Genomic DNA, 23069 nt, shown 5'->3' with positions numbered 1-23069 from the left:
CCCCGGTCCGCGTGCGCTTCGAGCAGTGCGCGGACCGGGCGCCACGCACAGTGCGTTTCGCCGTAGGCGTTCATGTCGTCTCGCGGCTGCGGGTTCGTTGTGGTTGCTCGCGCAGTTCCCCGCGCCCCTGGCGGCGTTGCAGTACTGGAGTGGGTATGACACCTCCCGTTCATGCCTCCTGCCGGGGAATGTCGGGTTCCGCGAGCAGTCTGGGTGTGTGAGACGAATCGTGGGAATCGTCCTCGCGGTCCTGCTGATCGGCGGCGTGGTGGCAGCCGTCGCGGCAGGCCGGGAGACCGGGGACAAGAGCACGGCAACGAAGACCGTGCGGGCAGTTATCGGATCCGAGAAGGCGGAGTTCTTCGGCGATCCGGATGTGGTGAAGGCCCTGGCCGCCCAGGGATTCACCGTGCGGGCCGAGACCTCCGGGTCCTGGGCCATGGAAGGGCTGGATCTCCAGGGGTACGACTTCGTACTGCCCTCCAGCCAGGCACCGGCCGCCGAACTCGCCGCGAGGTACAAGGTCCGGGGGACTCTCCCCCGCCCCTTCTACTCGCCCCTCGTCGTCGTGGCGCACCGGAGCGCCGCCGAGGTGCTCGCGGGCAACGGGCTGGCCACACTGGACTCCGCGCACCGAGGCACCCTGAGGATGGGCGCCTATCTCGACGCGGCGCGCGCCGACCGCACCTGGCAGCAGCTCAAGGGGGCCGAGAAGCACGGGGAGTTGAGCGGCACGCTCTACCTCTCCAGCACCGACCCGGAGAGCTCCAGCTCCGGCGCCCTCTACCTGGCCGCCGCCAGTTACGTCGACAACGGCGGCAAGGTCGTCGCGAGTGCCGCCGAGGCCCGGCGCACCGCTCCCCTGCTGCGCAAGCTGACCAGCGTCCAGGGTGCCCAGCAGACCAGTACGGACGCGGCGTTCCGGGACTTCGTCAGCGGGGCCGGCAACCCGCTCGTGCTGGTCTACGAGTCGCAGGTCGCCGCTCTGGCGACGGCCGGACAGCAGCCGGACGACCTGGTCGTCCTCTACCCGGACACCACCGTCAACAGCGACCACACCGCCGTACCGCTGACCGAGAACGGCCGGAAGCTCGCGGAACTCCTCTCCACGGACCCGGAGTTGCGCAGGCTGGAGATGCGGCACGGGTTCCGGCCGCAGGGCGCAGTCGCCGAGTTCGCCTCGGCCGGCGCCTATCTCAAGCCGGAACTGACCGGCGTACGGCAGGCGCCCGTGCCCACCTCCGCGGTGCTGCGGGAATTGGCGCGCCAGGCCAAGGGGGACAAGTGACCAGCGACTTCACCCTGACCCCGCCGGAGGCCGTGGCGCCGGTGCCCCGGGAGAGGGCCGGCGGACTCGTGCCCGTCGACGAGGGCGTGCGGACGGCCGTGACGCAGAAGGCCGCCGACTACGTGGCCTCACTCGCCGCGCTCGACGCCCGCTCGCCCGAGTTCGCGGGCAAGGTCGGAGAGATCACCGCGCTCGGCGCGGGTGAGATGCGCGGTGCGGCCGCGCAGTCCAACCGGATGCTGGAGCGGACCCTGCGCAGCCTGCCCGACCAGGGCGGGGACGCACAGTCGCAGGTGGCGGGCTCGCTCGTGGAACTGCGGCGGGTGGTCGAGGACCTGGACCCCCGCGACCTGGCCGCCACCAAGGGACGCAAGCTCCTGTCCCGGCTGCCCGGCGGCAACAGGGTGCGGGACCACATCGCCAAGTACGCCTCGGCGCAGGGCACGTTGCACAGGATCGTGGGCTCGCTGCGCGGCGGCCAGGACGAACTGCGGCGCGACAACGCCGCGTTGCAGACCGAGCGGGTCCGGCTGTGGGAGACCATGGGCAAGCTCCAGGAGTACGTGGTGCTGACCGAGGCCCTGGACGAGGCCGTCGAGCGGCACATCGAGGCCGTCGCCGATCCGCAGACGGCCGACTCGCTGCGGGCCGACGTGCTCTTCCCGGTCCGGCAGAAGCACCAGGACCTGCTCACCCAGCTCGCGGTGTGCGCCCAGGGCTACCTCGCCATGGACGTCGTACGCCGCAACAACGAGGAGCTGATCAAGGGCGTCGACCGGGCCGCCACGACCACGGTGTCGGCGCTGCGCATCTCCGTGATGCTGGCCTCCGCCCTCGACACCCAGAAGAAGGTCGTCGACCAGGTCAACGCGTTGCGCGGGACCACCGAGGACCTCATCCGGGGCAACGCGGAGATGCTCGCCACCCAGGGCGGGGAGATCCAGCGGATCGCCGCCGACCCGGCCGTCGGCGCGGAGACCCTGCGCACGGCGTTCCAGCAGATCTACCGCACGCTCGACGCGATCGACACCTACAAGGTCCAGGCGACCGAGGCGATGGCGTCGACCGTGGAGTCCCTGACCTCCGAACTCCGGCACGCCTCCGCCTACCTGGAGCGCAGCCGGTCCCAGGGGGCCTTGGAAGGGGGCCTCGGATGAGACGCGCACTGGCCCTCCTGCTGGCCACGGCCGCCCTGCTCACCGGCTGCACCGCCGAGGCGCGGGACGGCGGCGACAGCGGCGCGCCCGAGCCGGGCACCCTGCGGGTCCTCGCCTCCAGCGAGCTGAGCGACATGGCCCCGGTGCTCGAACAGGTCGAGAAGGACACCGGGATCAAGGTCCGGCCCACCTACCTGGGCACCCTGGACGCGGTCGACCTGCTCGCGAAGGGCACGGCCGACGAGCGCTACGACGCCCTGTGGCTGTCCTCCAACGACTATCTGCGGCTGCGGCCCGAGGCGGCGAGGAAGGTGGTCTCCGAGACGCCGGTCATGTCGAGCCCGGTCGCGATCGGTGTGCGGCAGGAGACCGTGCGGCGGCTGGGCTGGAAGGCCGCCGACGTCACCTGGTCCCAGGTCGAACAGGCCGTCGCACGGGGCAGGTTGACGTACGGCATGACCGACCCGTCCCGCTCGAACTCCGGCTTCTCGACGCTGGTCGCCGTCGCCTCGGCCCTCTCCGGCGCCCAGTCGGCGCTCACCGACGCGGACGTCACGCAGGCGACCCCGCGGCTGAAGGGGTTCTTCCGGGGCCAGAAGCTGACCTCCGGCTCCTCCGGCTGGCTGGCGGCGGCGTACGAGCGGCGCGGGGACGTCGACGCGCTCCTGAACTACGAGTCGGTCCTGAAGGGCGTCCCGGGCCTGACCGTGATCCGCCCCCGCGACGGCGTGGTGAGCGCCGACTACCCGCTCTCCTCCCTCGCCGCCACGGACACCGCGGTCCGCGAGGACGTCCGCCGGCTGGGCGAGGCGCTGCGCACCCCGCGGATCCAGCGCGAGATCACCGAGCGCACCCACCGCCGCCCGGTGGTCCCCTCGGTGCCCCCCGCGCCCGGCCTCGACACCGAGCGACGGCGTGAACTGCCCTTCCCCGGCAGCCGTTCCGTCGCCGACGGTCTGCTCGACTCCTACGAGAACGAACTGCGCCGCCCGTCGCGGACGGTGTACGTCCTGGACACCTCGGGCTCGATGGAGGGCGAGCGGCTGGAGCGGCTGAAGACGGCCCTGACCGGCCTCACGGGTGACTTCCGGGACCGCGAGGAGGTCACGCTGATGCCGTTCGGGTCGGACGTGAAGAGCGTACGGACGCATGTGGTGGACCCGGCCGATCCGCGCTCCGGGCTCGACGCGATCCGCGCGGACACCGAGGGGCTGGAGGCCGACGGCGACACCGCGGTCTACACCTCGCTGGAGAAGGCGTACGAGCATCTGGGCGACGATCGGGACATGTTCACCTCGATCGTGCTGATGACGGACGGCGAGAACACCACGGGCCGTACCGCCGCCGAGTTCGAGGGCTTCCACGCCCTGCTGGACCGTGGGCAGCGGGACATCCCCGTCTTCCCCATCCTGTTCGGCGACTCCGACCGCGCGGAGCTGGAACGCATCGCCGAACTGACCGGCGGCCGCCTCTTCGACGCCCGGAAGGGCTCCCTGGACGGCGCCTTCGAGGAGATCCGTGGCTATCAGTAGGTACCTGGAGTCCCGGAAGAACATCACCGGCAGCGTGTGCGGTATCGCCGGGCTGGGTCTGACCTTCGCGGGGACGGCGGGCCCGTACTGGCCCGTCGTCGTCGCCGGCCTGTACGGCGCGGGCGCGCTGCTCGCTCCTCCGGAACGGCCGCCGCTGCCGGACTTCTTGGACAACTCGGCCCAACTCGACGAACTGCGCGGCGACTTCGAGCGGCTGCGCGGCTATCTGGCGGAGGTGGAGCTGCCGCCCGCCGCGGCCGGCCGGCTCACCGAACTGACCGAGCTGCTGGGCGCGTTGCTCGACCCCGGCTGGACGGCCGAGCTGCTGGCCCACGACCCGGAGGGCGTGCACACGCTCTCCCGGGCCGTACGCCACGACCTCCCCGAGGCGGTCGACGCCTTCGTACGCACCCGCTGGTGGACCCGTCTCGCGCCGGTCCAGGAGGCTCCGGAACGACACCTGGAGCGGCAGCTCACGCTCCTCCAGGAGGAGGCCGAACAGCTGGCCTCGGCGCTGCGCGAGACGGAGGCGCGACGGCAGGAGTCGCACACCCGGTATCTGGAGGACCGGGCGAACTAGGGCCTGTTGTGAAAGTGGCCTCGTCGCCCGGAGGGCGGCCGCGCGGCGTTCGGTGCGTGCTCTCGGCGTGCCGCCCGGAAGCCCTCGTACTGGGCGTACTCGGGCTTTCGGGCGGTGCGGCGAGAGTGCGTGCCGGGCGTCGCGCGGCAGAGGCCACTTTCACAGCAGGCCCTAGCCCCCGTTGCTGAGGGCCACGGCCGCGATCACGAGGAGCACCACCAGGGCGATCAGTACGAACGCCACCCTCAGCGCACCGGACCCGGCGCCCTGCGGCGCCTCCTGCGGCGGCAGCGGCGGCGGGGGCGGCAGCGGGACGGGGCGGGGGCCGTTGAACACGTCGTGGCCGGTGCGGGCGGCGCGGGCGCACCAGGGGCAGTCCGGCAGATGGGAGCCGTAGGCGTGCAGCGGCCGCGCCTGGCACACCCGTACCTGTGCGCGCTGCCGGTCCAGGGCGCGCAGCCAGGCCTCCGCCGGGGGCCGGGCGGCGGGGGCGTGCACGCCGGGGCCGAAGGCGGCGCGGGCGAGGGTGAGCAGGTCGGGTGGGAGGACGGAGGGGTCGACGGTGCCGCGCGGGATGACGACCTGCTCGGGGCGGACCACGTAGGAGCAGCTGGCGGCGATGTTGTCCTTGACGGTCGACTCGGAGGCGCTGTCGTGCGGGACGCCCCCGAAGGGGTGGTTGCCGGCGGTGAGCAGCTGGTAGACGAGGACGGCGAGCGCGAAGTCGTCGCTGGCCCGGGTGGCGGGACCGCCCGCCTGCCGCTCGGGGGCGGAGTAGTCGGTGGTGTGCATCAGGCACGGGAACGGCTCGCCGGTGACGGGGTCGGTGAAGGCGATGGAGTCGCAGTCGAGGAAGGTGACGAAGCCGTTGGCGTCGACGACCACGTTGCTGCTGGAGAAGTCCCCGATGACGAGGTGGTCGTGGTGCATGCGCGCGGTCATGAAGGCGAGGTTCCAGGACACGCCGAGCAGGAACCGCCAGTCCGCCTCGGGGAAGAGCCTCAGGCGCTGGGCGCGGGTGAACAGGCCCACCAGCTGGACGTGTTCGGGCTCCCCGAACCGGTGCATGGCGTAGCCGAGGAACGCGCCCTCGGGGCTGCGGGCCATCGCGGTGGGCCAGGCCAGCTCGGGCGGCTGGGAGCGGTCGGTGGGGCGGGCGGCGAGCGGGGACATGGTGAGCATCCGGGCCAGTCGGCGCTCCTGGTCGGGGCCGGGCGGGTCGCGGTAGAGCTTGACGACGGTGCCGTGGTCGCCGTCGACGGGGAAGACGGCCGCCTGTCCGCCGCCCTTCAGGGGTTGTTCGGCGAGGACGACCGGTTTGCCGTCCAGGTGGACGACCCGGCCGCTCATGACCGTCCCGCCCGGCGCACGGCCCGCAGCAGGGTCTTGTCGTCGGCGTTGAGCGCGGTGAGCCGGTCCGATCTGAGGAGGGCGGCGAGGTTGTCGTGGGCGGCGTCGGAGACCGGCCCGGGGCCGTCGAGGGAGCGGAAGACGGCGTCGGCGAAGGAGGGGTTGGGGGTCGGGGCGCCGCCGCCGGTGCGGGACAGCGCGGCCTGGGCGAGGCCGTCGGTGGAGAGCAGGACGCCGTCGACGCCCGGGTCGCGGACACAGTCGGTGCGCACCCAGCGGGCCGCGTCGGGCGAGGTGAGGAAGACCGTCTCGTTGCTGTACTCGCTGGCGTCGGCGGCCTGCGGCAGCAGATGGAACTGCGGTTCGCCGTCCTCGACCCCTGCACGCAGCACGACGAAGCCGTCGCCGACGGTGAGATGGCCGAGCCAGCCCGGGGCCAGGACGACCACGGTGAGGGTGGTCGCGAAGTCGGCGGCGGCCGTGCCGGTGGTGTCCAGGAACACCTTGGTGACGTCGTGGAAGGCGTCCGCGAGCAGGTCGTGCACCGCCTCGCCGGGCGGGCTGTCGGCGGCCGCGGCGGCCCGTCGTACGAAGTGCTCGGCGGCCAGTTCCACGGCGAGCCGGGAGCCCTCGTCGGAGCGCGGCCGGCTGCCGGCGCCGTCCGCGACGGCGAGCACGGCGACCGGGCCCGACTCGGTGTGGGCGCAGGCGTCCTGGCAGGGCAGGCCGTCCCGGCGGTGCCGGTAGCCCTCGACGCTCATGCCGTGGATCCGCCAGCCGTTGCCGCCCACCGGTCAGCGCTCCCAGGCCGGACGCTGGGTCTTGAACTGGCTGAAGATCTTCTCGAACACCTCGTCGCCCGCGCCTTTCTGCTCGGCGCCCGCGCTGGCCGACATCATCTGGAGCAGCTCACGGAACGGGAAGCCCTGGATGCTGGCGTGGAACTTCGGGGCGAAGGCCCGCAGCACCTGCTCACCGGTGTCGGTGACGCCGCCGACGCCGATCGCGTACAGCCGGAAGCGGCGGGCCTGCTGCTCCTCGGCGAGGACGGGGACCAGTCGGTGCCAGGAGTCGGTGCGGTGGCCGGTGGCGTCGGTCGGGATGCCGTCGGTGACCAGGCAGATCTGCGGGCGGTAGTACTGGAGGCCGGAGGCGCGCAGTTCGGCCTTGCGGGCGGCGACGATGTGCATCGACAGTTCCAGGGCCTCGGTCATCAGGGTCACGCCGGCGGCGACGAGGTGCGGTGGCCGGAACATGTGGGCGGGCACGAAGGGGCTCACCGGGGTGCCGGGGGCGAGGGGCTGGGGGCCGCGCCAGGCGGCGACGCCCTGCCCGCCGAAGGTGACGACCGCGACCTCGACGCTGTAGCTGAGCGAGACGTCGTCGTGCAGCTCGCGGGTCCACTCCACGAGGGCGTTGTTGAGCGTCTGGATCGGGGGGCCCGCCATGGAGCTGGAGGTGTCGAGGCAGAGCACCAGCGGCAGCCGCTGGGCGTTGTTCTCGAACTCGATGTCGGCGTACTCCGCCGGCAGGGTGGGCGGGTATTCGCTGGACATGGGCTTCTCCCGGTGGAGCGTGCGGTGCGGGTGCGGCTGACGGGCGTGCGGTGCGGGTGCGCTGACGGGCGTGCGCGTGCGGTGCGGCTAACGGGCGTGCGCGTGCCGTCCGGCGGCGGGCGGGAAGGCGTACAGGACGTCGGAGTCCGGCTCGGGCGCGTCGGTGACCTCGACCCGCGAGCCGGGCGGGGGCGGGGCCTGCCCGGGTTCGGCCCACACCGCCCGGTACAGGACGCGGTCGAGCTCGACGTACCCCTGCGGGTGCAGGTCGGTACGGACGACGGCGGGGCGACCGGCACCGCTCGGGGCGCCGGAGGAGCGGCGTCGGCCGGCGCGGGCGGAGGGGGTGCGCAGGGGGCGGGTGGGCTCGTCGGCGGCACGGGCCGCGGGCGCGGCGCCCGCGGCGGGGGCGGTGCGGGTGCGGCGTACGGCGAGGGTGAAGGCGGTGAGGAGGAGGGCGAGGAGGGCACACGTGCCGATCAGGAGCCACTCCGTGCGGTGCGGGTCCGTGCCGGTGGCGGGGGTGAGGGAGTACTCGGTCCTCGGCAGGGCCGCGATGCCTTGTCGGCCGATCAGCTCGCCTCCGGCCAGCTGCTTGCCGGCGCCGGGCCCGACCAGGTCGCAGAGGTCCTCGGACCGGGGGGCGCAGGCGCCGACGCTCTCCAGTTCCGTGACCTCGGCCGGGGACAGCCGGGAGATGCGGGCCTGCGGGTGGACGAGCCGGTGCCCCGCGAGCACGAGCAGGGCGGTGCCGCCCTCGCCGGTCGTCCCGCCCTCGGGGACCTGTACCTCGAGGTTGTGGCGGTCGCCGAGCACGGTGGCGGCGACGGCGCTGCGGCCGCGCCGGGTCCCGTCGAACGGCAGCTGCCGGTCCAGCGTGACGGTGACGGTGTGCCGGCCGATCGCCCGGGTCCAGCACTCCACCCGGTCCGAGAAGGACCCCGCGCACGCGTCGTCCGCGCTCGCGTGCGCCACGGGGAGCAGGGCGATCAGCAACCCGAGAAACACGGTGACATACGACCAACGCCTCATGGGCACCCCCGTGACCCGAAATGGTCCTCGCTCATACTGGGGCCAAGGGGCCGGTTCCCGAAAGGGTTTGACGATTTCCCGCATTTCCCTTCTACAGCTGGAACACCTCATGGCACCGGGTGAACATCTGCCGCGCCCGTTCCACCCAATCACTGGCCAAAGCATCGAAGTCCGCCTGGGTGACGCGGCAGGTCAGCGGTAGGTCGCAGACTCCGGCGAGGCAGGGCCGGGGCCCTCGCACGTCCCATACCGACAGCATGGGATTCAATTGTTCGGTATTCCAGGCGTTCGATGCGGCGGCGGCGACGGCCAGTTGGTCATGGCGCAGGTAATTCCCGTCGGTGACAAAGGCGACGAGGAGCCGTTTGGTGGTCATGAACCGGACCGTGAGCGTGCGTCCGGTCTCCTCCAGACCGAATTGCAGGGACACCGAATCGGTGTCGGTCACGGCGTGGAAGTTCCGTCCCGCGCCCCAGGCGCGCACCAACTGCCGCCAGTGCGTGCCGATGTCGAGGGCCGGCCCGGTCGAGGTCTCAGACGGTGCCACGGCCCACCGCCCGGGTGACCATCGCGTCGGTCAGGCCGGCGTCCAGCAGCGCCTGGGCGTGCAGCAGCAGACAGGACGGCACCGAGGCGTTGGTGCCGGAGGCGCGCCGGGCGGCCAGTTCGTCCACCCGGACCTCGATGGTCCGCCGTACCTGGGGCGGCGGCCAGGAGGGCGCGGGCGGGGCCTCCCGCACCAGGTCGGCCAGCAGGTCCTCGAGCCGGGGCCGGTCCTCGGGGCGCTTGGCGAGACAGCGCGCGATCAGCGGACGCAGTCCCGGCGGTACGCCGTCGAGGTCGGGGTCGCCGAAGACGACCTGGTAGCGCACCGCCTCCCCGGTCCCGTGCGGCGGATGGCCGGTCAGCGCGTGGACCAGGACCCCGCCCAGGGAGAACACGTCACTCGGCGGACCGACACGCGCCCCCTTCATCTGCTCCGGCGACATGAACGGCGGTGTGCCGACGACGAGTCCGACCCGGGTGAGGCCGGGCGCCCCGTCGACCCGGGAGATGCCGAAGTCGATGACGCGCGGCCCGTCGGAGGCGAGGAGCACGTTGGACGGCTTCAGGTCGCGGTGCACCACTCCGGCGGCGTGCACGGCCTGGAGCGCCTCGACGAGGAACGCGCCGAGCCTGCGCACCTGGTCCTCGGGCAGCGGTCCGTCGGTGCGGACCGCCTCGGCGAGCGAGGGGCCGGGTACGTACATCGTGGCCAGCCAGGGCAGTTCGGCCTCGGTGTCGGCGTCGATGACCGCCGCGGTGTAGGCGCCGCTGACGATCCGGGCGGCGGCGACCTCACGGGCGAAGCGCTCCCGGAACTCCGGCTCCGCCGCCAGCTCGGCGCGCACCACCTTCACGGCCACCTCGCGCCCGGCGGGCGAACGGCCGAGGTACACCCAGCCCATGCCGCCGGACCCGAGCCGTCCGACGATGCGGTAGGGCCCCACCTTCAAAGGGTCGCTGACCGGTGTGCGCACCCCGCTCACCTCATTTCGGGGTTCGTTGCAGGATGTCCCGAGTGTCCCGCGAAATCCCGGTCCGCACAGGGGTGATGAAGGAAAACGCCCTCGGGTGACCGGGCGCGGTCAGCGAGGGCTCGGTCGCCCGGGGCGCGATCAGGGCCCGGAACAGGACGAAGGCCTGGCACCGCTTCCCGTCGGGGCGGACGGGAGCGGCACCAGGCCTGTGGCTCCGCACGCCGTTGTACGGAACCTCGTCGGATCACACCGCGGCCGGCCGTGACGATCGCTGGTCAGGGCACATCCCCAACCGGCCGCGGAGTCATGGGGGCGGGCTAGCCCAGGCGCTTGACCAGCGCGTGGTACTCGTCCCACAGTTCCTTCGGGGTGTGCTCACCGAAGGTGTCGAGGTGGTCGGGGACCAGGGCGGCCTCCTCGCGCCAGACCTCCTTGTCGACGGTGAGCAGGAAGTCGAGGTCGGAGTCGGCCAGTTCGAGGCCGTCGGTGTCCAGCGCCTCCTTGGTCGGCAGCACGCCGATCGGGGTCTCGACGCCCTCGGCCTTGCCCTCCAGGCGCTCGACGATCCACTTCAGGACGCGGCTGTTCTCGCCGAAGCCGGGCCAGACGAACGCGCCCTCGTCGTTCTTGCGGAACCAGTTGACGTAGTAGATCTTCGGCAGCTTGGACTGGTCCTTGTCCTTGGCCACGTCGACCCAGTGCCCCATGTAGTCGCCCATGTTGTAGCCGCAGAACGGCAGCATGGCGAAGGGGTCGCGGCGCAGCTCGCCGACCTTGCCCTCGGCCGCGGCGGTCTTCTCGGAGGCCACGTTGGCGCCGAGGAAGACGCCGTGGTTCCAGTCGAAGGACTCCGTCACCAGCGGTACGGCGGTGGCGCGTCGGCCGCCGAAGAGGATCGCGGAGATCGGCACGCCCTTGGGGTCCTCCCACTCGGGCGCGATGATCGGGCACTGCGAGGCGGGCACGGTGAAGCGGGCGTTGGGGTGCGCGGCGGGCTCGTCCGACTCGGGGGTCCAGTCGCGGCCCTTCCAGTCGGTGAGGTGGGCGGGAGTCTCCTCCGTCATGCCCTCCCACCAGATGTCGTTGTCGTCGGTCAGCGCCACGTTGGTGAAGACCGAGTTGCCCCACAGCGTCTTCATGGCGTTGGCGTTGGTGTGCTCACCGGTGCCGGGCGCGACGCCGAAGAAGCCGGCCTCGGGGTTGATCGCGTAGAGGCGGCCGTCCTCGCCGAAGCGCATCCAGGCGATGTCGTCGCCGATGGTCTCGACCGTCCAGCCGGAGATCGTGGGCTCCAGCATGGCGAGGTTGGTCTTGCCGCACGCGGACGGGAAGGCGGCGGCGACGTACTTGGACTCGCCCTGCGGCGGGGTGAGCTTGAGGATCAGCATGTGCTCGGCGAGCCAGCCCTCGTCGCGGGCCATCACGGAGGCGATGCGCAGGGCGTAGCACTTCTTGCCGAGCAGGGCGTTGCCGCCGTAGCCGGAGCCGTAGGACCAGATCTCGCGGCTCTCGGGGAAGTGCGAGATGTACTTGGTGGAGTTGCAGGGCCACGGCACGTCCGCCTCGCCCTCCGCGAGGGGGGCGCCGAGGGTGTGCACGGCCTTGACGAAGAAGCCGTCGGAGCCGAGCTCGTCCAGGACCGGCTGACCCATGCGGGTCATGGTGCGCATGGAGACGGCGACGTACGCCGAGTCGGTGATCTCGACGCCGATGGCGGAGAGGTCCGAGCCGAGGGGGCCCATGCAGAACGGGACGACGTACATCGTCCGGCCCTTCATGGAGCCGCGGAAGATGCCCTGGTCGCCCTGGAAGATCTCCCGCATCTCGGCGGGGGCCTTCCAGTGGTTGGTCGGGCCGGCGTCCGCCTCCTTCTCGGAGCAGATGAAGGTGCGGTCCTCGACGCGGGCGACGTCGGTCGGGTCGGAGGCCGCGTAGTAGGAGTTCGGGCGCTTGATCGGGTCGAGCTTCTTGAAGGTGCCCTTCGCGACGAGCTCCTCGCACAGGCGCTCGTACTCGGCCTCGGATCCGTCACACCAGACCACGTCGTCCGGCTGGGTCAGCTCTGCGATCTCGTTCACCCACGAGATCAGTTCCTGGTGCTTGGTGGGGATGACGGGGGGAGCCGCGATGTCGCGCGCCACGATTGCTCCTAAATGAGGGATTTTTTGTTGGAGGCCCCGTGGGGGCTGCGACCCGGATGCCTGTCGCGCCGTTCGGTGGTGACCCTGGCGCTCATCCGGTGCCGACCGCACTCATCTGATGATCCGTCTCGCGCGCCCATCTGTCCAGAAGGCATCACAGGTGAGCGGAGTGAGGATTGCCACGTGTCGGAGTGTTGCGGTCCATGCACTTTGGGTTCACTTGACGCGTACTTGACCGCAGGCCGGGTACCGCGACCGCCGTGAGATGATGGCCACTCCCGGCCTGTTGCCGGCCGCCCTCATCCGCTACCTACGGTCCCGTAGGTACGATGAGGACATGACTGCGTCCGCCTCTGACGCGCCCCTGGACCCGGCCGCAGGCCGCGGTCCCGTGGCGCTCTCCCTGCCGCATCCGGTCAAGCCCAAGCTCCGCGGGTGGCTGCACCTCGGCATGTTCCCGGCCGTACTCATCGCAGGTCTGACGCTCACCGCCCTCGCCGACTCCAGCCGGGGCCGTATCGCCTGCGGGATCTACACCCTGACGGCCTGCCTGCTGTTCGGCGTCAGCGCCCTCTACCACCGGGGCGACTGGAGCCCCCGCATGGACGGCGTCCTGCGCCGACTGGATCACGCCAACATCTTCCTGATCATCGCGGGCACCTACACCCCGCTGACCATGCTGTTGCTGCCCGGCTCGAAGGGGCAGTGGCTGCTGTGGGGCATCTGGGGCGCCGCGCTGGCCGGCATCATCTTCCGGGTCTTCTGGGTCGGGGCCCCCCGCTGGCTCTACACCCCCTGCTACATCGCCATGGGCTGGGCGGCGGTCTTCTTCCTGCCCGACTTCATGCGCACCGGCGGCGTCGCGGTGCTCGTCCTGGTGGTCGTCGGCGGCCTGCTCTACAGCGCCGGCGGCGTGATCTACGCGCTCCAGCGCCCGAACCCCTCCCCGCGCTGGTTCGGCTTCCACGAGGTCTTCCACTCGCTCACCCTGGCGGCCTTCATCGCCCACTACATCGGGATCTCGCTGGTGGCGTACTAGCCACGCGGAGCACCCACCCGCTCCACCGAGGGGCCACGGCTTTCGAGCCGTGGCCCCTTTTTCGTATGCCGCCCCGCGCCGCCCCGTGCGCCGTGCAGCTCGCGCGAGTCGGTGCCGATTGACAGCGACATCATTTTGAGAGTTACTCTCATTTCATGGACACTGTCACTCCAGACCCCCGCCGCTGGTGGGCGCTCGCCGCCCTCGTCGCGAGCATGCTGACCCTCGGCTTCGACACGACGATCCTCAACGTGGCGCTGCCCACCATGGCCGCCGAACTCGGCGCCACCACCGGCGAGCAGCAGTGGATGGCGGACGCCTACGTCGTCGTCTTCGCCGCGCTGATGCTCCCCGCGGGCCTCCTCGGCGACCGCTTCGGACGGCGCCGCATGCTCATCACCGGACTCGTGGTCTTCCTCGCCGGCTCACTCGTCGGCGCCCTCGCCGGGGACGTGAACGCGGTGGTCGCCGCCCGTGCCGGGATGGGCGTCGGCGCCGCCCTGATCACCCCGCTCGCGCTCTCCGTGCTGCCCACCCTGTTCACCCGCGACGAGCAGCCCAAGGCCACCGCCATCGTCTCCGCCGCCTCCGCCCTCGGCCTGCCCCTCGGCCCGATCATCGGCGGCTGGCTGCTGAACCACTTCTGGTGGGGCTCGGTCTTCCTCGTCAACGTGCCGATGGCCGCCATCGGCATCCTGGCCTGCGTCTTCCTGCTCCCCGAGACCCGCGACCCCGCCTCCCCCAAGGTCGACGCCCTCGCCACCGCCCTCACCGCGACCGGCCTCGGCGCCCTCGTCTACGCGATCATCGAGGCACCCACCCGCGGCTGGAGCGACGCCCTGGTCCTCACCACCCTCGCCGCGTCCGTCGCGCTCATGGCCGCCCTGGTGCTGCGCGAACGCCGGGCCGAACGCCCCATGCTCGACATGACCCTGCTCACCCACCGCGGCTTCCTCTTCAACACCATCGCCGCGACCCTGGTGATGTTCGTCCTGTCCGGCCTGCTCTTCGTGCTGCCGCCCTACCTCCAGGCGGTCCTCGGCCACGACGCCCTCGGCACCGGCGTACGGCTGCTGCCGATGATGGCCGGCATCCTCGTCGCCTCCCGCACCGCCCCGCAGGCCGCCGCCCGCTTCGGCGGCCGCGCCACGGTCAGCGCCGGCCTGGTCGTCCTCGCCTTCGCCGCCTTCCTCGGCAGCCGCACCACCGTCGACTCCGGCTACGGCTTCACCGCGCTGTGGCTCACCGTCACCGGCCTCGGCTTCGGGTTCTCCCTCATGCCGGCCATGGGCAACGCCCTGGGCGCCCTGCCCCGCGACCGCGCCGGCAGCGGCTCCGGGCTCCTGATGACCCTGCGCCAGGTCGGCGGCGCCATCGGCATCGCCCTGCTCGGCAGCCTGCTCTCCAGCACCTTCCGGGACCGGCTCGACGTCACCGGACTGCCCGCGCGGGCCGCCGACACCGCGGGCGAGTCCGTGGTCGCCGCCCACCTCGTCGCCGAGAAGACCGGCTCCGCCCACCTGTTGGCCTCCGCCGACAGCGCCTACGTGCACGGCATGGGCGTCGTCATGCTGGTCTGCGGCGTCGCCGCCCTGGCCACCGCGCTGCTGGCAGCCGCGTTCCTGCCGGGCACCGCGAAGGCCGACACCGGCGCGGACACCCCGGACATGGCTGCCGAGCACGCCGATGCCCGACAATGAACCGCATGACACCCGCACGCCCCCTCCGCCTCGACGACGGCCCCCAGCTGGGCCTTCGCGAACGGAAGAAGATCAAGACCCGGACGGCGATCCGCGACGCGACCTACGCGCTGATCGAGGAACAGGGCTACGAGGCCACCACCGTCGAGCAGATCGCCGAACGCGCCGAGGTGTCGCCGTCCACGGTCTTCCGCTACTTCCCGACCAAGGAGGACATCGTCCTCACGGACGAGTACGACCCCGTCATGCTGGAGGAGCTGCGCGCCCGCCCGGCCGGCGAACCGTGGATGGAGTCCGTCCGGCACATCCTGCACCGCGCCCTCGACGTCTCCGACACCGACTACGAGATCACCCGGCTGCGCGCCCACCTGATGATCCAGGTGCCGGCGGTGCGCGCCCGCATGATGGAGAGCATGTCCGTCACCGGTCGGATGCTCGCCGGCGCCATCGCGGAACGCGCCGGCCGGGACGCGGACGACCTGGAGGTACGGGTCTACACGATGTCCCTCATCGGCGGCCTCACCGAGATGTATCAGTACTGGGCGGAGAACGGCATGCGGGACGACCTGCACGGCCTCCTCGACCGCGCCCTGCGCGTCCTGGACAGCGACCTGCCCACGAAAAACACCCGAGTCGACACCCCCCGGCCGTGACATCCTGACCGGGTGAACGGACCGGAGATCCACGTCGAATTCGCCCCCAGGCCGGCCCTGTTCGTCCCGCACGAACGCCGCCACGGCAGCACCGCGCTCACCACCGACGGCGTCTCGACCCTCGGCCACGTCGTCGAATCCCTCGGCGTCCCCCTGACCGAGGTCGGCACGCTCGTCGTCAACGACCGCACCGTGCCCACGTCCTACGTCCCCGTGGCCGGCGACCGGGTGCAGGTGCGGCCGGTCGACCGCCCCCAACAGGTCCCCGGCGCACCGCTCCGCTTCCTCCTCGACGTCCACCTCGGCACCCTCGCCCGCCGGATGCGCCTGCTCGGCGTGGACACGGCCTACGAGTCGACCGACATCGGCGACCCCGCCCTCGCCACCCGCTCCGCCACCGAGCGACGGGTCATGCTCAGCCGCGACCGCGGCCTGCTGCGCCGCCGCGAACTGTGGGCCGGCGCCTACGTCTACAGCACCCGCCCCGAGGAGCAGCTCCGCGACATCCTCGACCGCTTCCGCCCCGACCTACGGCCCTGGACCCGCTGCACCGCCTGCAACGGCCTGCTCCACCCGGCCACCAAGGAGCAGGTCGCGGACCAGCTGGCGGGCGGCACCCACCGCTCCTACGACGTCTTCGCCCAGTGCGCGGACTGCGGGCGCGCGTACTGGAAGGGCGCGCACCACGAACAACTGGAGGCCATCGTGGAACGCGCCATGGCGGAGTTCTCGCGGCCCTAGCGCCGGAGCCGGTGCCAGCGCCACCGGACCCGAGGGCCCGAGCCCCGTCGTCAGCCGCCCAGCGTCGTACGCAACCGCTCCGGGTCCGTGGTCGGGACGTCGCAGGTGAAGTTGCGGCAGACGTACGCGGCCGGCGCACCGTCGATGAGCGGGCGGTCGGCCAGCAGGGGAAACTCCTCGCTCCCCTGGACCCCGACGGCCACCACGGCCCCCGGGGCGGTCCCCAGAAGTGCCGTACGGTGCAGGTCCCTGGTACCCGGGTCGTCGAGCGCGGGCCCGACGACCGCCACCTCCCGGGGCCCGTCGAGCAGCGCCTCGGCGACGGCCAGCCCCCAGCCGATGAACCGGGGCACCCGCGGCGCGAGCGCCTTCACGACCCCCAACGCCCGCTCGGCGGCGGTGCGATGAGGCTCGGCGCCGGTCTGTGCCGCGTAACCGAGCAGGGCACCCGCGGCGGCCGTCCAGCCCGAGGGGGCCGCGTTGTCGGTCGGGTCCTGGGGCCGCCGGATCAGCCGCTCGGCGTCGGAGGCGGTGTCGAACAGCGCACCGGACTCCTCGTCCACGAACCGCGCGAGGACGTGGTCCAGCAGGAGCCCGGCGAACTCCAGCCAGACCCCCTCCCCGGTGACCGAGGCCAGCGCGAGGAACCCCTCGGCGACATCGGCGTAGTCCTCCAAGACCCCGGAATTGGCTCCGACATGCCCGTCCTTGCTGGTACGGGAGAGCCGCGCCTGCTCGTCGAGATGCACCCGCACCAGCAGATCGGCGGCCCCGGCCGCGGCCTCCACGAGATCGGGCCGGTCGAAGTACGCCCCGGTCTCGGCGAGCGCGGCGATCGCCAGCCCGTTCCAGGCGGCGACGACCTTGTCGTCCCGACCGGGAGCGGCCCGCCGGGCCCGCGCCTGAAGCAACCGACTCTTCACGGACTCGATCTTCTCGGCGTCGAACACACCCTCGTGCTGCGGCAGTTGCAGGACGGAGGCCCCCTCCTCGAACGTCCCCTCCGCGGTGACACCGAAGTAGTGGGCGGCCAACTCGGCGTCTTCCCCGAGGACCTCGCTCAACTGCCCGGGCGTCCAGACGTAGTACGCCCCCTCGACATGCCGGCCCGTGCCGTCGTCGCTGTCGGCGTCGAGCGCCGAGGCGAACCCGCCCTCGGCCGTGCGCAGCTCCCGCACCATGAAGTCGGCGGTCTCCAGGGCCACACGGCGGGCGAGCTCGGAGCCGGTGGCGCGCCAGAGGTGGGCGTAGACCCGGCAGAGCAGGGCGTTGTCGTAGAGCATCTTCTCGAAGTGCGGCACGACCCACTCGCGGTCGACGGAGTACCGGGCGAACCCGCCCCCGAGCTGGTCGTAGATCCCCCCGCGCGCCATCCGCTCACAGGTGTCCCGCGCCATCTGCAACGCGCCCTCGGACCCGGTCCGCGCGTGATGCCGCAGCAGGAACTCCACGACCATGGACGGCGGGAACTTCGGCGCCCCGCCGAACCCGCCGCGCTGCTGGTCGTACTCCCGGGTGAGCCCGAGCAGCGCGGCGGCGAGCTGCTCCTCCCCCGGCGCCTGCGTGTCGCCGTAGCTGATCTCCCGCCCGGCGAGGTCCCGCACGATCTTCCCCGCCACCTCGGCCACCTCGTCCCGCCGATCGGCCCACGCGCTGCGCACCCCCTCCAGCACCTGCCGGAACGACGGCATGCCGTGCCGCGGCTCCGGCGGGAAGTACGTACCGAAGTAGAACGGCTCGGCATCCGCGGTGAGAAACACGGTCATGGGCCAGCCGCCCTGCCCGGTGGCGGCCTGCACGGCCTCCATGTAGACGGCGTCGACATCGGGGCGCTCCTCGCGGTCGACCTTGATGTTGACGAAGTGGGCGTTCATGTAGGCGGCGACCGCCTCGTCCTGGAAACTCTCGCGCGCCAGGACGTGGCACCAGTGGCAGCTGGAATAGCCGACGCTCAGATGCACGGGCACGCCTCGCTCCCGTGCCTCCTCGAAGGCCTCCGCCGACCAGGGCCACCAGTCGACGGGGTTGTCGGCGTGCTGAAGGAGATACGGGGACGTCTCATGCGCCAGTCGGTTCGGCATACCCCCATCCTGCCCGAGAGCGCCGCCGGACCGGGGGACGGGCGCCTCAACGCCACACGGGCTGCACTCGGGAGTGGTCCCAGGCATGCAGCCCCTTCACACCAGGCCGGACCACACACCCCGCCAGCACATCGCTGACGACCCTTCGCTTCTCGGCGAGATCCAACTCGCCGGCGAACCAGCGGTCCCGCACGACGCCGGTCGGCTGCTTCGACCTCGGGGCCTGAGAGAACAGGAGTCGCTCGAGGGCCTCGTCCGCCAAGGGCCCGCTGATGCTGCACCGCCCGCAGTCGCGACAGGAGTAGACGTAAGGACTCCTTTTGCTCCTGCCCTTCTGTGCGCACAGCGCGCCGTGGCACGTCGTTCCGTCGTGGCGCGTCGCTCCGCAGCGAAGGATTCCGCTGGCGAGACGCCGGGGGGCGGCGCGCTGCCCGGTGAGCCTCGGGGCTCCGCTGCCTCGGTGCATGTAGAGGTTGCCTGCGGAAAACGTCGCACATACCGCTGCCCACCGGTCCGGCGTCACGATGGGATCCCACCGCCCGAGCACGGGCTCTCCCGTCTCCGGCACCAGGAGCAGCGCGCCCTTGTTGGCCCGGTACCCGCATACGCGGGGCGCCGTCATGATCTGCGTGACGGTCTGCGGGTTGGGTCGGCCGCCTCGCGTCCCGGTCACACCGAGGTCGCGCCACTCAAGCGCGATGGCACGGACCGGTTTCCCGCCCACACGGTCAGAGACGGCTTTCTCGACCAAGGGGGCCTCCGCAGGATGCAGCGTGATCCTGTCCTCCTGCCAGCCGAAGGGCCGCGGCCCGCTGTGCGGCACGCCTTCGACAGCCCGGGCCCAGTGCCAGTTCACGAGTCTGCGACTGCGGACCTGTGTCTCTGCGACCGCCGCTTCCAGCGACCGCACAGCCTCCAGGAGACCTTCCTGCGAGTACGGGTCACGTCTTCCTTGCGGATCAACGTAGATACGACCTGGCCGACTGGTCAGCGCGCCGAAGAAGCGCGTCAGGTCCTCCGCGCGGCGATACAACCGGTCGTCCGCGACGCACACGACTCCGCTGATCGCCTGACCGTCGGCACTGCGGCCAGTCATGAGGTCCTCCACGAGACGATCGAACCCGGGCCGCGCCGCTCGCGGTCTGGAGGCACTGCAGCTGTTGTCGGTGTACACCTGCACGACTCGGCAACCGTGCTCGCGCGCGGTCCGTTCATTGATGCGCAGCTGATGACGGACGCCGTGCCCGTCCTTCTGCCGGACGTCTTCCGACGTACGCGCATAGGACGCCACCGGAATCAACCCGTTCGGCTCGTTCGCGCCGTCTTGGCCCACAACTCCCCCATTCGACAGTTCGCCCGACAGTCATAGAAACGATCGAGCGATCTCATGGTCACCGCACCGCATCCGTTGATCGCTGCCCTCTCGCGCTCCGGCTCCTCGCGAAGGACACTCATAGGCAAAGGAGTTGTCACCGGAGGGGGACGGGACATGCGGGACAGCCATCGGGTGGATGCCGAGCGGCTGTTGGCCCGGGCCGTGGAGGAGGAGGTGCGGCGCTCCGGCGGGCGTACCGACGGCACGGTGCTGATGGCGCGAGGGCGGGGCGCGCTGGACGCCATGGCGCAGACCGCGGCGGAGGAGTACGAGGCCTACACGCGCGCGCTGGACGAAGTGGCCGCCGGACAGCTCACGTTCGGGCAGCGGTACGCCAAGGAGGGCGGCGGGACCCCGTTGATGGTGGCCGGGGTCGCCGCGCTCGCGGCCGTCGTCACCGACCTGGCGCTCGGCACCGGCGCGGGCACGGCGTTCGGTGCCGGTGCGGCCGTCGGCGTGGTGGGTGCCGCGGCGACCGTGGTGAAGGTCGCCGGCGCGCATCTGCCGGCCGCGCACCACCAGGCGGGCGCGGCGAGTCAGCCCGGTGGGCCGGAGCAGTTGCGGCTGGCGTGGCTGACCGCGCTGGAGGTGCGCGGCATCCGCCCTTTCCTGGACCAGCAGCGGGTGCGCAGCGCCTCGACGGGACCGAAGAAGACGGGGCCGCGGTTGAAGGGCGCCGACAAGAGCGCGGCGGCGCGGGGCCGGAACCTGCTTCAGCAGTCGTTCGGTCAACTGCCCGAGCCGGTCGCGGTGTTCGCGGGCCGGCGCCAGGAGCTGGGGCGGATCCGGCAGTGGGTGCAGGCGGCCCGGGCCAGTACCGAGACCCGGCCCACGGTGGTCGTGCTGCACGGCCCCTCCGGCAGTGGCCGCACGGCGCTCGCGCTGCACGCGGCCCACGATCTGAAGGACTACTTCCGTGGCGCGTGCGTCGTGGACCTGCGTGCCGACAGCCCCGAGGAGCCGCCGCTGTCGACCCGGGACGCCCTGCTGCATCTGCTCAACCGGCTGGGCGCACCGCGCGAGCAGCTGCTGTTCCGTGAGCGTTCCTCGCCGGACCAGCAGGTCAAGCGGCTGGGCGAGCTGTACCACCAGCATCTGACGGGGCTGCCGGTGACGATCGTCCTGGACGACGCCTTCGACCCGGAGCAGGTCCGCACCCTGATCCCGGAGCGTTCCGACAGCCTGGTCCTGGTCACCGCCCGCAGCGCCCTGGACCTGCCCGCCGATCTGCCGGCCTGGGTGCACCAGCTGCCCGTGGAGGCGCTGGACGCGGCGGGCGCGGAGGAGCTGCTGGGCGCGTCGGCGCAGGACGCGTCCGGTCCCTATGACGCCGAATCGATCGACCGGATCAGGGAGTTGTGCGGGGGCCTGCCGTTGGCGCTGCGGATCGCGGGGTCCGCCCTCGGTCCGCGTTCACCGCGTGCGCTGGCCTCGGACCTGGGTGCGTACGGCCCGGTGGAGCCGGTCGAGCGGGTGCTGTGGCTGCGCTACACCGACCAGTCGGACACCGCCCGCCGTCTCCTGCGGCGTCTCGCGCTGGCGGGGCGGGCGTCCCTGGGCGCGGCGGCGGCCGCGGCGCTGCTCGCCACCGATCAGGCGGAGGCGACCCGGCAGCTGGTCGCGCTGTCCCGGGCGGGGCTGCTGGACCATGTCCGCGGGGACCGCTACCGCCTGCACGACCTGGTGCGGGCCTTCGCCCAGGCCCGTCTGCTGGACGAGGAGGAGCCGGCGGAGCGCGCCGCGGCGCAGGAACGTCTCATCGTGAACTACGGCGAGCTCGCGGACTCGGTGCTGCGCCTGGTCGACGGCAACATGTCGACGCGTTCGGACCGCTTCAGCCCGCACGGGTTCACCTCCCTGGACGAGGCGCTGCGCTGGCTGGACGACGAGTCGAGCTTCATCACCTCCACGCTGCGCCACGCCGAGGGCGTGAACCAGGCGGCGGTGCTCAATCTCCTCGGCGCCCTGTGCGACTACTGCCTGCTGCGCGGCGACCTCTACCGCCTGGGCGAGATCAGCGAGCTGGCGCAGGCGGTGGACCAGGGGCTGCTGGTGCGGTCGGTCCAGTGGCGGACCGGCATCGCGGCCCGCCAGCTGGGCGAGCTGGACACGGCGCGCACGACCCTGACCTCGGTGGTCGACCTCTACATGGAGGCCCATCACGACGCCGGTGCCGCCCGCGCCCTGTGCTCCCTCGGCATCACCCTGCACCACCAGGGGAACCTGAGCGAGGCTGCGGCCAAGCTCCACGAGGCGCTGGATCTCCAGGCGGCCCCCGAGCTGGCCACGGACCGCGCCTGGACCATGCACGCGCTGGCCGCGGTGGAACGCGACCGGGCACATCTCGCGCAGGCGATGGACCTCCTCACCCAGTCCCTGGTCCTGCACCGCGCGGGCGAGTCCGTGCACGGCGAGGCGTGGGCCCACTTCCAGCTCGGCCAGCTGGGGCTGCGGATGGGCGACGTCCCGCACGCGGAGGCCGAGCTGCGCACCGCCCTGGAGCTGTACGGCCGTACCCGTGACTCCCGTGGTGAGGCCTGGGCGATGACCCAGCTGGCCCGCGCCCGCCTGGTCGCCGGCGACCCCTCCCCCGCGGTGGACGGCCTGCGTCAGGCGGCTTCCCGGCATCGCGACAACGAGGACGCGCGCGGCGAGGCGTGGACGGTGTACTACCTGGGCCAGGCCCTGGAGGAGACGGGCAACCTCGACCTGGCGGTCCGCGAGCTGGAGCGCTCGCGCTCGATGTTCTCGCGGATGCGCGACGTCTACGGCCTGGCCTGCGCCCGCCACCACTCGGCGCGGGTCACCCGGGACCAGCGCGCCTCCCAGACCGGCTCGCTGCGCAACTCCGGCTTCGCCCGTCAGCTCCTGGTGGACGCCCGTGCCGACTTCCAGCGCATCGGCGTGGCCCACGGGGAGGCCTGGACCTGTCTCGAGCTGGCGGTGGTGGACGCGGGCAACGCGCGTACGCCCCAGGCCCTGTCGCTGTGCGACGCGGCGATCGGCCTGTTCACCTCGTACGGGGACCGCCGCGGTGAGGACTGGGCGCGTTTCCTGCGCTGCACGCTGCTGCCGTACGCCGCCCCGGGCGGTGTGGAGATCGGTACGGCGGTGGCGCAGGAGGAGCTGTCCCAGTTCTCCCGCAACGCCCACCCCTTGCGCGACGAGAAGCTCGACGACTACATCGAGGCCTATCTGCTGCTTCTGGAACGCGGCGTGAACCTGGAGGCGGGCTGGCAGGCGTGGCGGCTGGGCATGGTGCCGAACCGGCACGCCCGGGAGGTGATGGGGGTGGCGGTGCCGGCGAAGAACTGACCGCCGGGC

18 protein-coding genes are annotated in these 23069 nt (G+C 72.1%); 9 read left to right on the top strand and 9 right to left on the bottom strand.

Going from position 1 to position 23069, the window contains the following annotated elements:
• The first annotated feature begins 217 nt into the window (after positions 1-217).
• From ACH41F_RS36400 to ACH41F_RS36385, 4 genes are read left to right on the top strand one after another with little or no spacing between them, the layout of a single operon-like run.
• Positions 218-1288 (top strand): hypothetical protein, encoded by a 1071-nt coding sequence (locus tag ACH41F_RS36400; RefSeq protein ID WP_391234897.1) that lies wholly within the window; start codon positions 218-220, stop codon positions 1286-1288.
• Positions 1285-2445, top strand: coding sequence for a toxic anion resistance protein (locus ACH41F_RS36395; protein ID WP_398839371.1), 1161 nt, complete (start codon positions 1285-1287; stop codon positions 2443-2445). The genes ACH41F_RS36400 and ACH41F_RS36395 overlap by 4 nt, the downstream gene beginning before the upstream one ends.
• Positions 2442-3977: a substrate-binding domain-containing protein gene (locus ACH41F_RS36390; RefSeq protein ID WP_398839369.1), complete on the top strand. Its 1536-nt coding sequence runs from the start codon at positions 2442-2444 to the stop codon at positions 3975-3977. The genes ACH41F_RS36395 and ACH41F_RS36390 overlap by 4 nt, the downstream gene beginning before the upstream one ends.
• Positions 3964-4557: a hypothetical protein gene (locus ACH41F_RS36385; protein ID WP_398839367.1), complete on the top strand. Its 594-nt coding sequence runs from the start codon at positions 3964-3966 to the stop codon at positions 4555-4557. Before ACH41F_RS36390 ends, ACH41F_RS36385 begins: the two co-directional genes overlap by 14 nt.
• Positions 4558-4728: 171 nt before the next feature.
• Here the strand turns inward: ACH41F_RS36385 and ACH41F_RS36380 are convergent, their stop codons facing one another.
• The 7 genes from ACH41F_RS36380 to ACH41F_RS36350 all read right to left on the bottom strand — a co-directional run bounded on the left by ACH41F_RS36380 (position 4729) and on the right by ACH41F_RS36350 (position 12156).
• The gene (locus tag ACH41F_RS36380) at positions 4729-5907 is read right to left on the bottom strand and encodes a hypothetical protein (protein ID WP_391234889.1); all 1179 of its coding nucleotides are present in this window, start codon (positions 5905-5907) and stop codon (positions 4729-4731) included.
• On the bottom strand, positions 5904-6668 hold the full coding sequence (locus ACH41F_RS36375) for a PP2C family serine/threonine-protein phosphatase (protein WP_398839432.1): 765 nt from the start codon (positions 6666-6668) through the stop codon (positions 5904-5906). The genes ACH41F_RS36380 and ACH41F_RS36375 overlap by 4 nt, the downstream gene beginning before the upstream one ends.
• A gap of 33 nt (positions 6669-6701) precedes the next feature.
• A complete protein-coding gene (locus ACH41F_RS36370) occupies positions 6702-7463 on the bottom strand; it encodes a hypothetical protein (protein ID WP_398839363.1) in 762 nt (253 codons plus the stop codon).
• A gap of 87 nt (positions 7464-7550) precedes the next feature.
• On the bottom strand, positions 7551-8495 hold the full coding sequence (locus ACH41F_RS36365) for a hypothetical protein (protein WP_391234885.1): 945 nt from the start codon (positions 8493-8495) through the stop codon (positions 7551-7553).
• 91 nt (positions 8496-8586) lie between these two features.
• On the bottom strand, positions 8587-8943 hold the full coding sequence (locus tag ACH41F_RS36360; RefSeq protein WP_391234883.1) for a hypothetical protein: 357 nt from the start codon (positions 8941-8943) through the stop codon (positions 8587-8589).
• Between the two features lie 85 nt (positions 8944-9028).
• The gene (locus ACH41F_RS36355) at positions 9029-10015 is read right to left on the bottom strand and encodes a protein kinase (RefSeq protein ID WP_391234881.1); all 987 of its coding nucleotides are present in this window, start codon (positions 10013-10015) and stop codon (positions 9029-9031) included.
• A 317-nt stretch (positions 10016-10332) separates the two neighbouring features.
• A complete protein-coding gene (locus tag ACH41F_RS36350; protein WP_391234879.1) occupies positions 10333-12156 on the bottom strand; it encodes a phosphoenolpyruvate carboxykinase (GTP) in 1824 nt (607 codons plus the stop codon).
• A 337-nt stretch (positions 12157-12493) separates the two neighbouring features.
• On the opposite strand from ACH41F_RS36350, the gene ACH41F_RS36345 reads away from it, so the two are divergent.
• From ACH41F_RS36345 to ACH41F_RS36330, 4 genes are all read left to right on the top strand, one after another.
• Positions 12494-13195, top strand: coding sequence for a hemolysin III family protein (locus ACH41F_RS36345; RefSeq protein ID WP_391234877.1), 702 nt, complete (start codon positions 12494-12496; stop codon positions 13193-13195).
• A 155-nt stretch (positions 13196-13350) separates the two neighbouring features.
• A complete protein-coding gene (locus ACH41F_RS36340; protein ID WP_398839359.1) occupies positions 13351-14895 on the top strand; it encodes a DHA2 family efflux MFS transporter permease subunit in 1545 nt (514 codons plus the stop codon).
• Positions 14892-15548, top strand: a complete 657-nt coding sequence (locus ACH41F_RS36335) for a TetR family transcriptional regulator (protein ID WP_391234873.1) — start codon at positions 14892-14894, stop codon at positions 15546-15548. Before ACH41F_RS36340 ends, ACH41F_RS36335 begins: the two co-directional genes overlap by 4 nt.
• A gap of 12 nt (positions 15549-15560) precedes the next feature.
• Complete coding sequence (locus tag ACH41F_RS36330; protein ID WP_398839357.1) at positions 15561-16289, top strand: Mut7-C RNAse domain-containing protein; 729 nt, start codon at positions 15561-15563, stop codon at positions 16287-16289.
• 50 nt (positions 16290-16339) lie between these two features.
• On the opposite strand, the gene ACH41F_RS36325 is transcribed toward ACH41F_RS36330, so the two are convergent.
• Both ACH41F_RS36325 and ACH41F_RS36320 read right to left on the bottom strand, forming a co-directional pair.
• Positions 16340-18370 (bottom strand): DUF255 domain-containing protein, encoded by a 2031-nt coding sequence (locus tag ACH41F_RS36325; RefSeq protein WP_391234869.1) that lies wholly within the window; start codon positions 18368-18370, stop codon positions 16340-16342.
• A gap of 46 nt (positions 18371-18416) precedes the next feature.
• On the bottom strand, positions 18417-19703 hold the full coding sequence (locus tag ACH41F_RS36320; RefSeq protein WP_398839353.1) for a recombinase family protein: 1287 nt from the start codon (positions 19701-19703) through the stop codon (positions 18417-18419).
• A gap of 156 nt (positions 19704-19859) precedes the next feature.
• Between ACH41F_RS36320 and ACH41F_RS36315 the strand changes: the two genes are divergently transcribed.
• Positions 19860-23060, top strand: a complete 3201-nt coding sequence (locus tag ACH41F_RS36315; RefSeq protein WP_398839351.1) for an AAA family ATPase — start codon at positions 19860-19862, stop codon at positions 23058-23060.
• Positions 23061-23069 lie beyond the last annotated feature (9 nt).

The sequence above is a fragment of the Streptomyces sp. NPDC020489 genome (assembly GCF_044386545.1).
Taxonomy (GTDB): domain Bacteria; phylum Actinomycetota; class Actinomycetes; order Streptomycetales; family Streptomycetaceae; genus Streptomyces.
The sequence above is the reverse complement of the archived record's forward strand: the minus strand, read 5'-3'. Positions and strand labels throughout refer to the sequence as shown.

Bases quoted from the DNA above. Each gene is read 5' to 3' on its own strand.
- ACH41F_RS36390 (WP_398839369.1), top strand. From the start codon at position 2,442: ATGAGACGCGCACTGGCCCTCCTGCTGGCCACGGCCGCCCTGCTCACC.
- ACH41F_RS36380 (WP_391234889.1), bottom strand. From the start codon at position 5,907: ATGAGCGGCCGGGTCGTCCACCTGGACGGCAAACCGGTCGTCCTCGCC.
- ACH41F_RS36375 (WP_398839432.1), bottom strand. From the start codon at position 6,668: ATGAGCGTCGAGGGCTACCGGCACCGCCGGGACGGCCTGCCCTGCCAG.
- ACH41F_RS36370 (WP_398839363.1), bottom strand. From the start codon at position 7,463: ATGTCCAGCGAATACCCGCCCACCCTGCCGGCGGAGTACGCCGACATC.
- ACH41F_RS36365 (WP_391234885.1), bottom strand. From the start codon at position 8,495: ATGAGGCGTTGGTCGTATGTCACCGTGTTTCTCGGGTTGCTGATCGCC.
- ACH41F_RS36345 (WP_391234877.1), top strand. From the start codon at position 12,494: ATGACTGCGTCCGCCTCTGACGCGCCCCTGGACCCGGCCGCAGGCCGC.
- ACH41F_RS36340 (WP_398839359.1), top strand. From the start codon at position 13,351: ATGGACACTGTCACTCCAGACCCCCGCCGCTGGTGGGCGCTCGCCGCC.
- ACH41F_RS36335 (WP_391234873.1), top strand. From the start codon at position 14,892: ATGAACCGCATGACACCCGCACGCCCCCTCCGCCTCGACGACGGCCCC.
- ACH41F_RS36325 (WP_391234869.1), bottom strand. From the start codon at position 18,370: ATGCCGAACCGACTGGCGCATGAGACGTCCCCGTATCTCCTTCAGCAC.
- ACH41F_RS36315 (WP_398839351.1), top strand. From the start codon at position 19,860: ATGCGGGACAGCCATCGGGTGGATGCCGAGCGGCTGTTGGCCCGGGCC.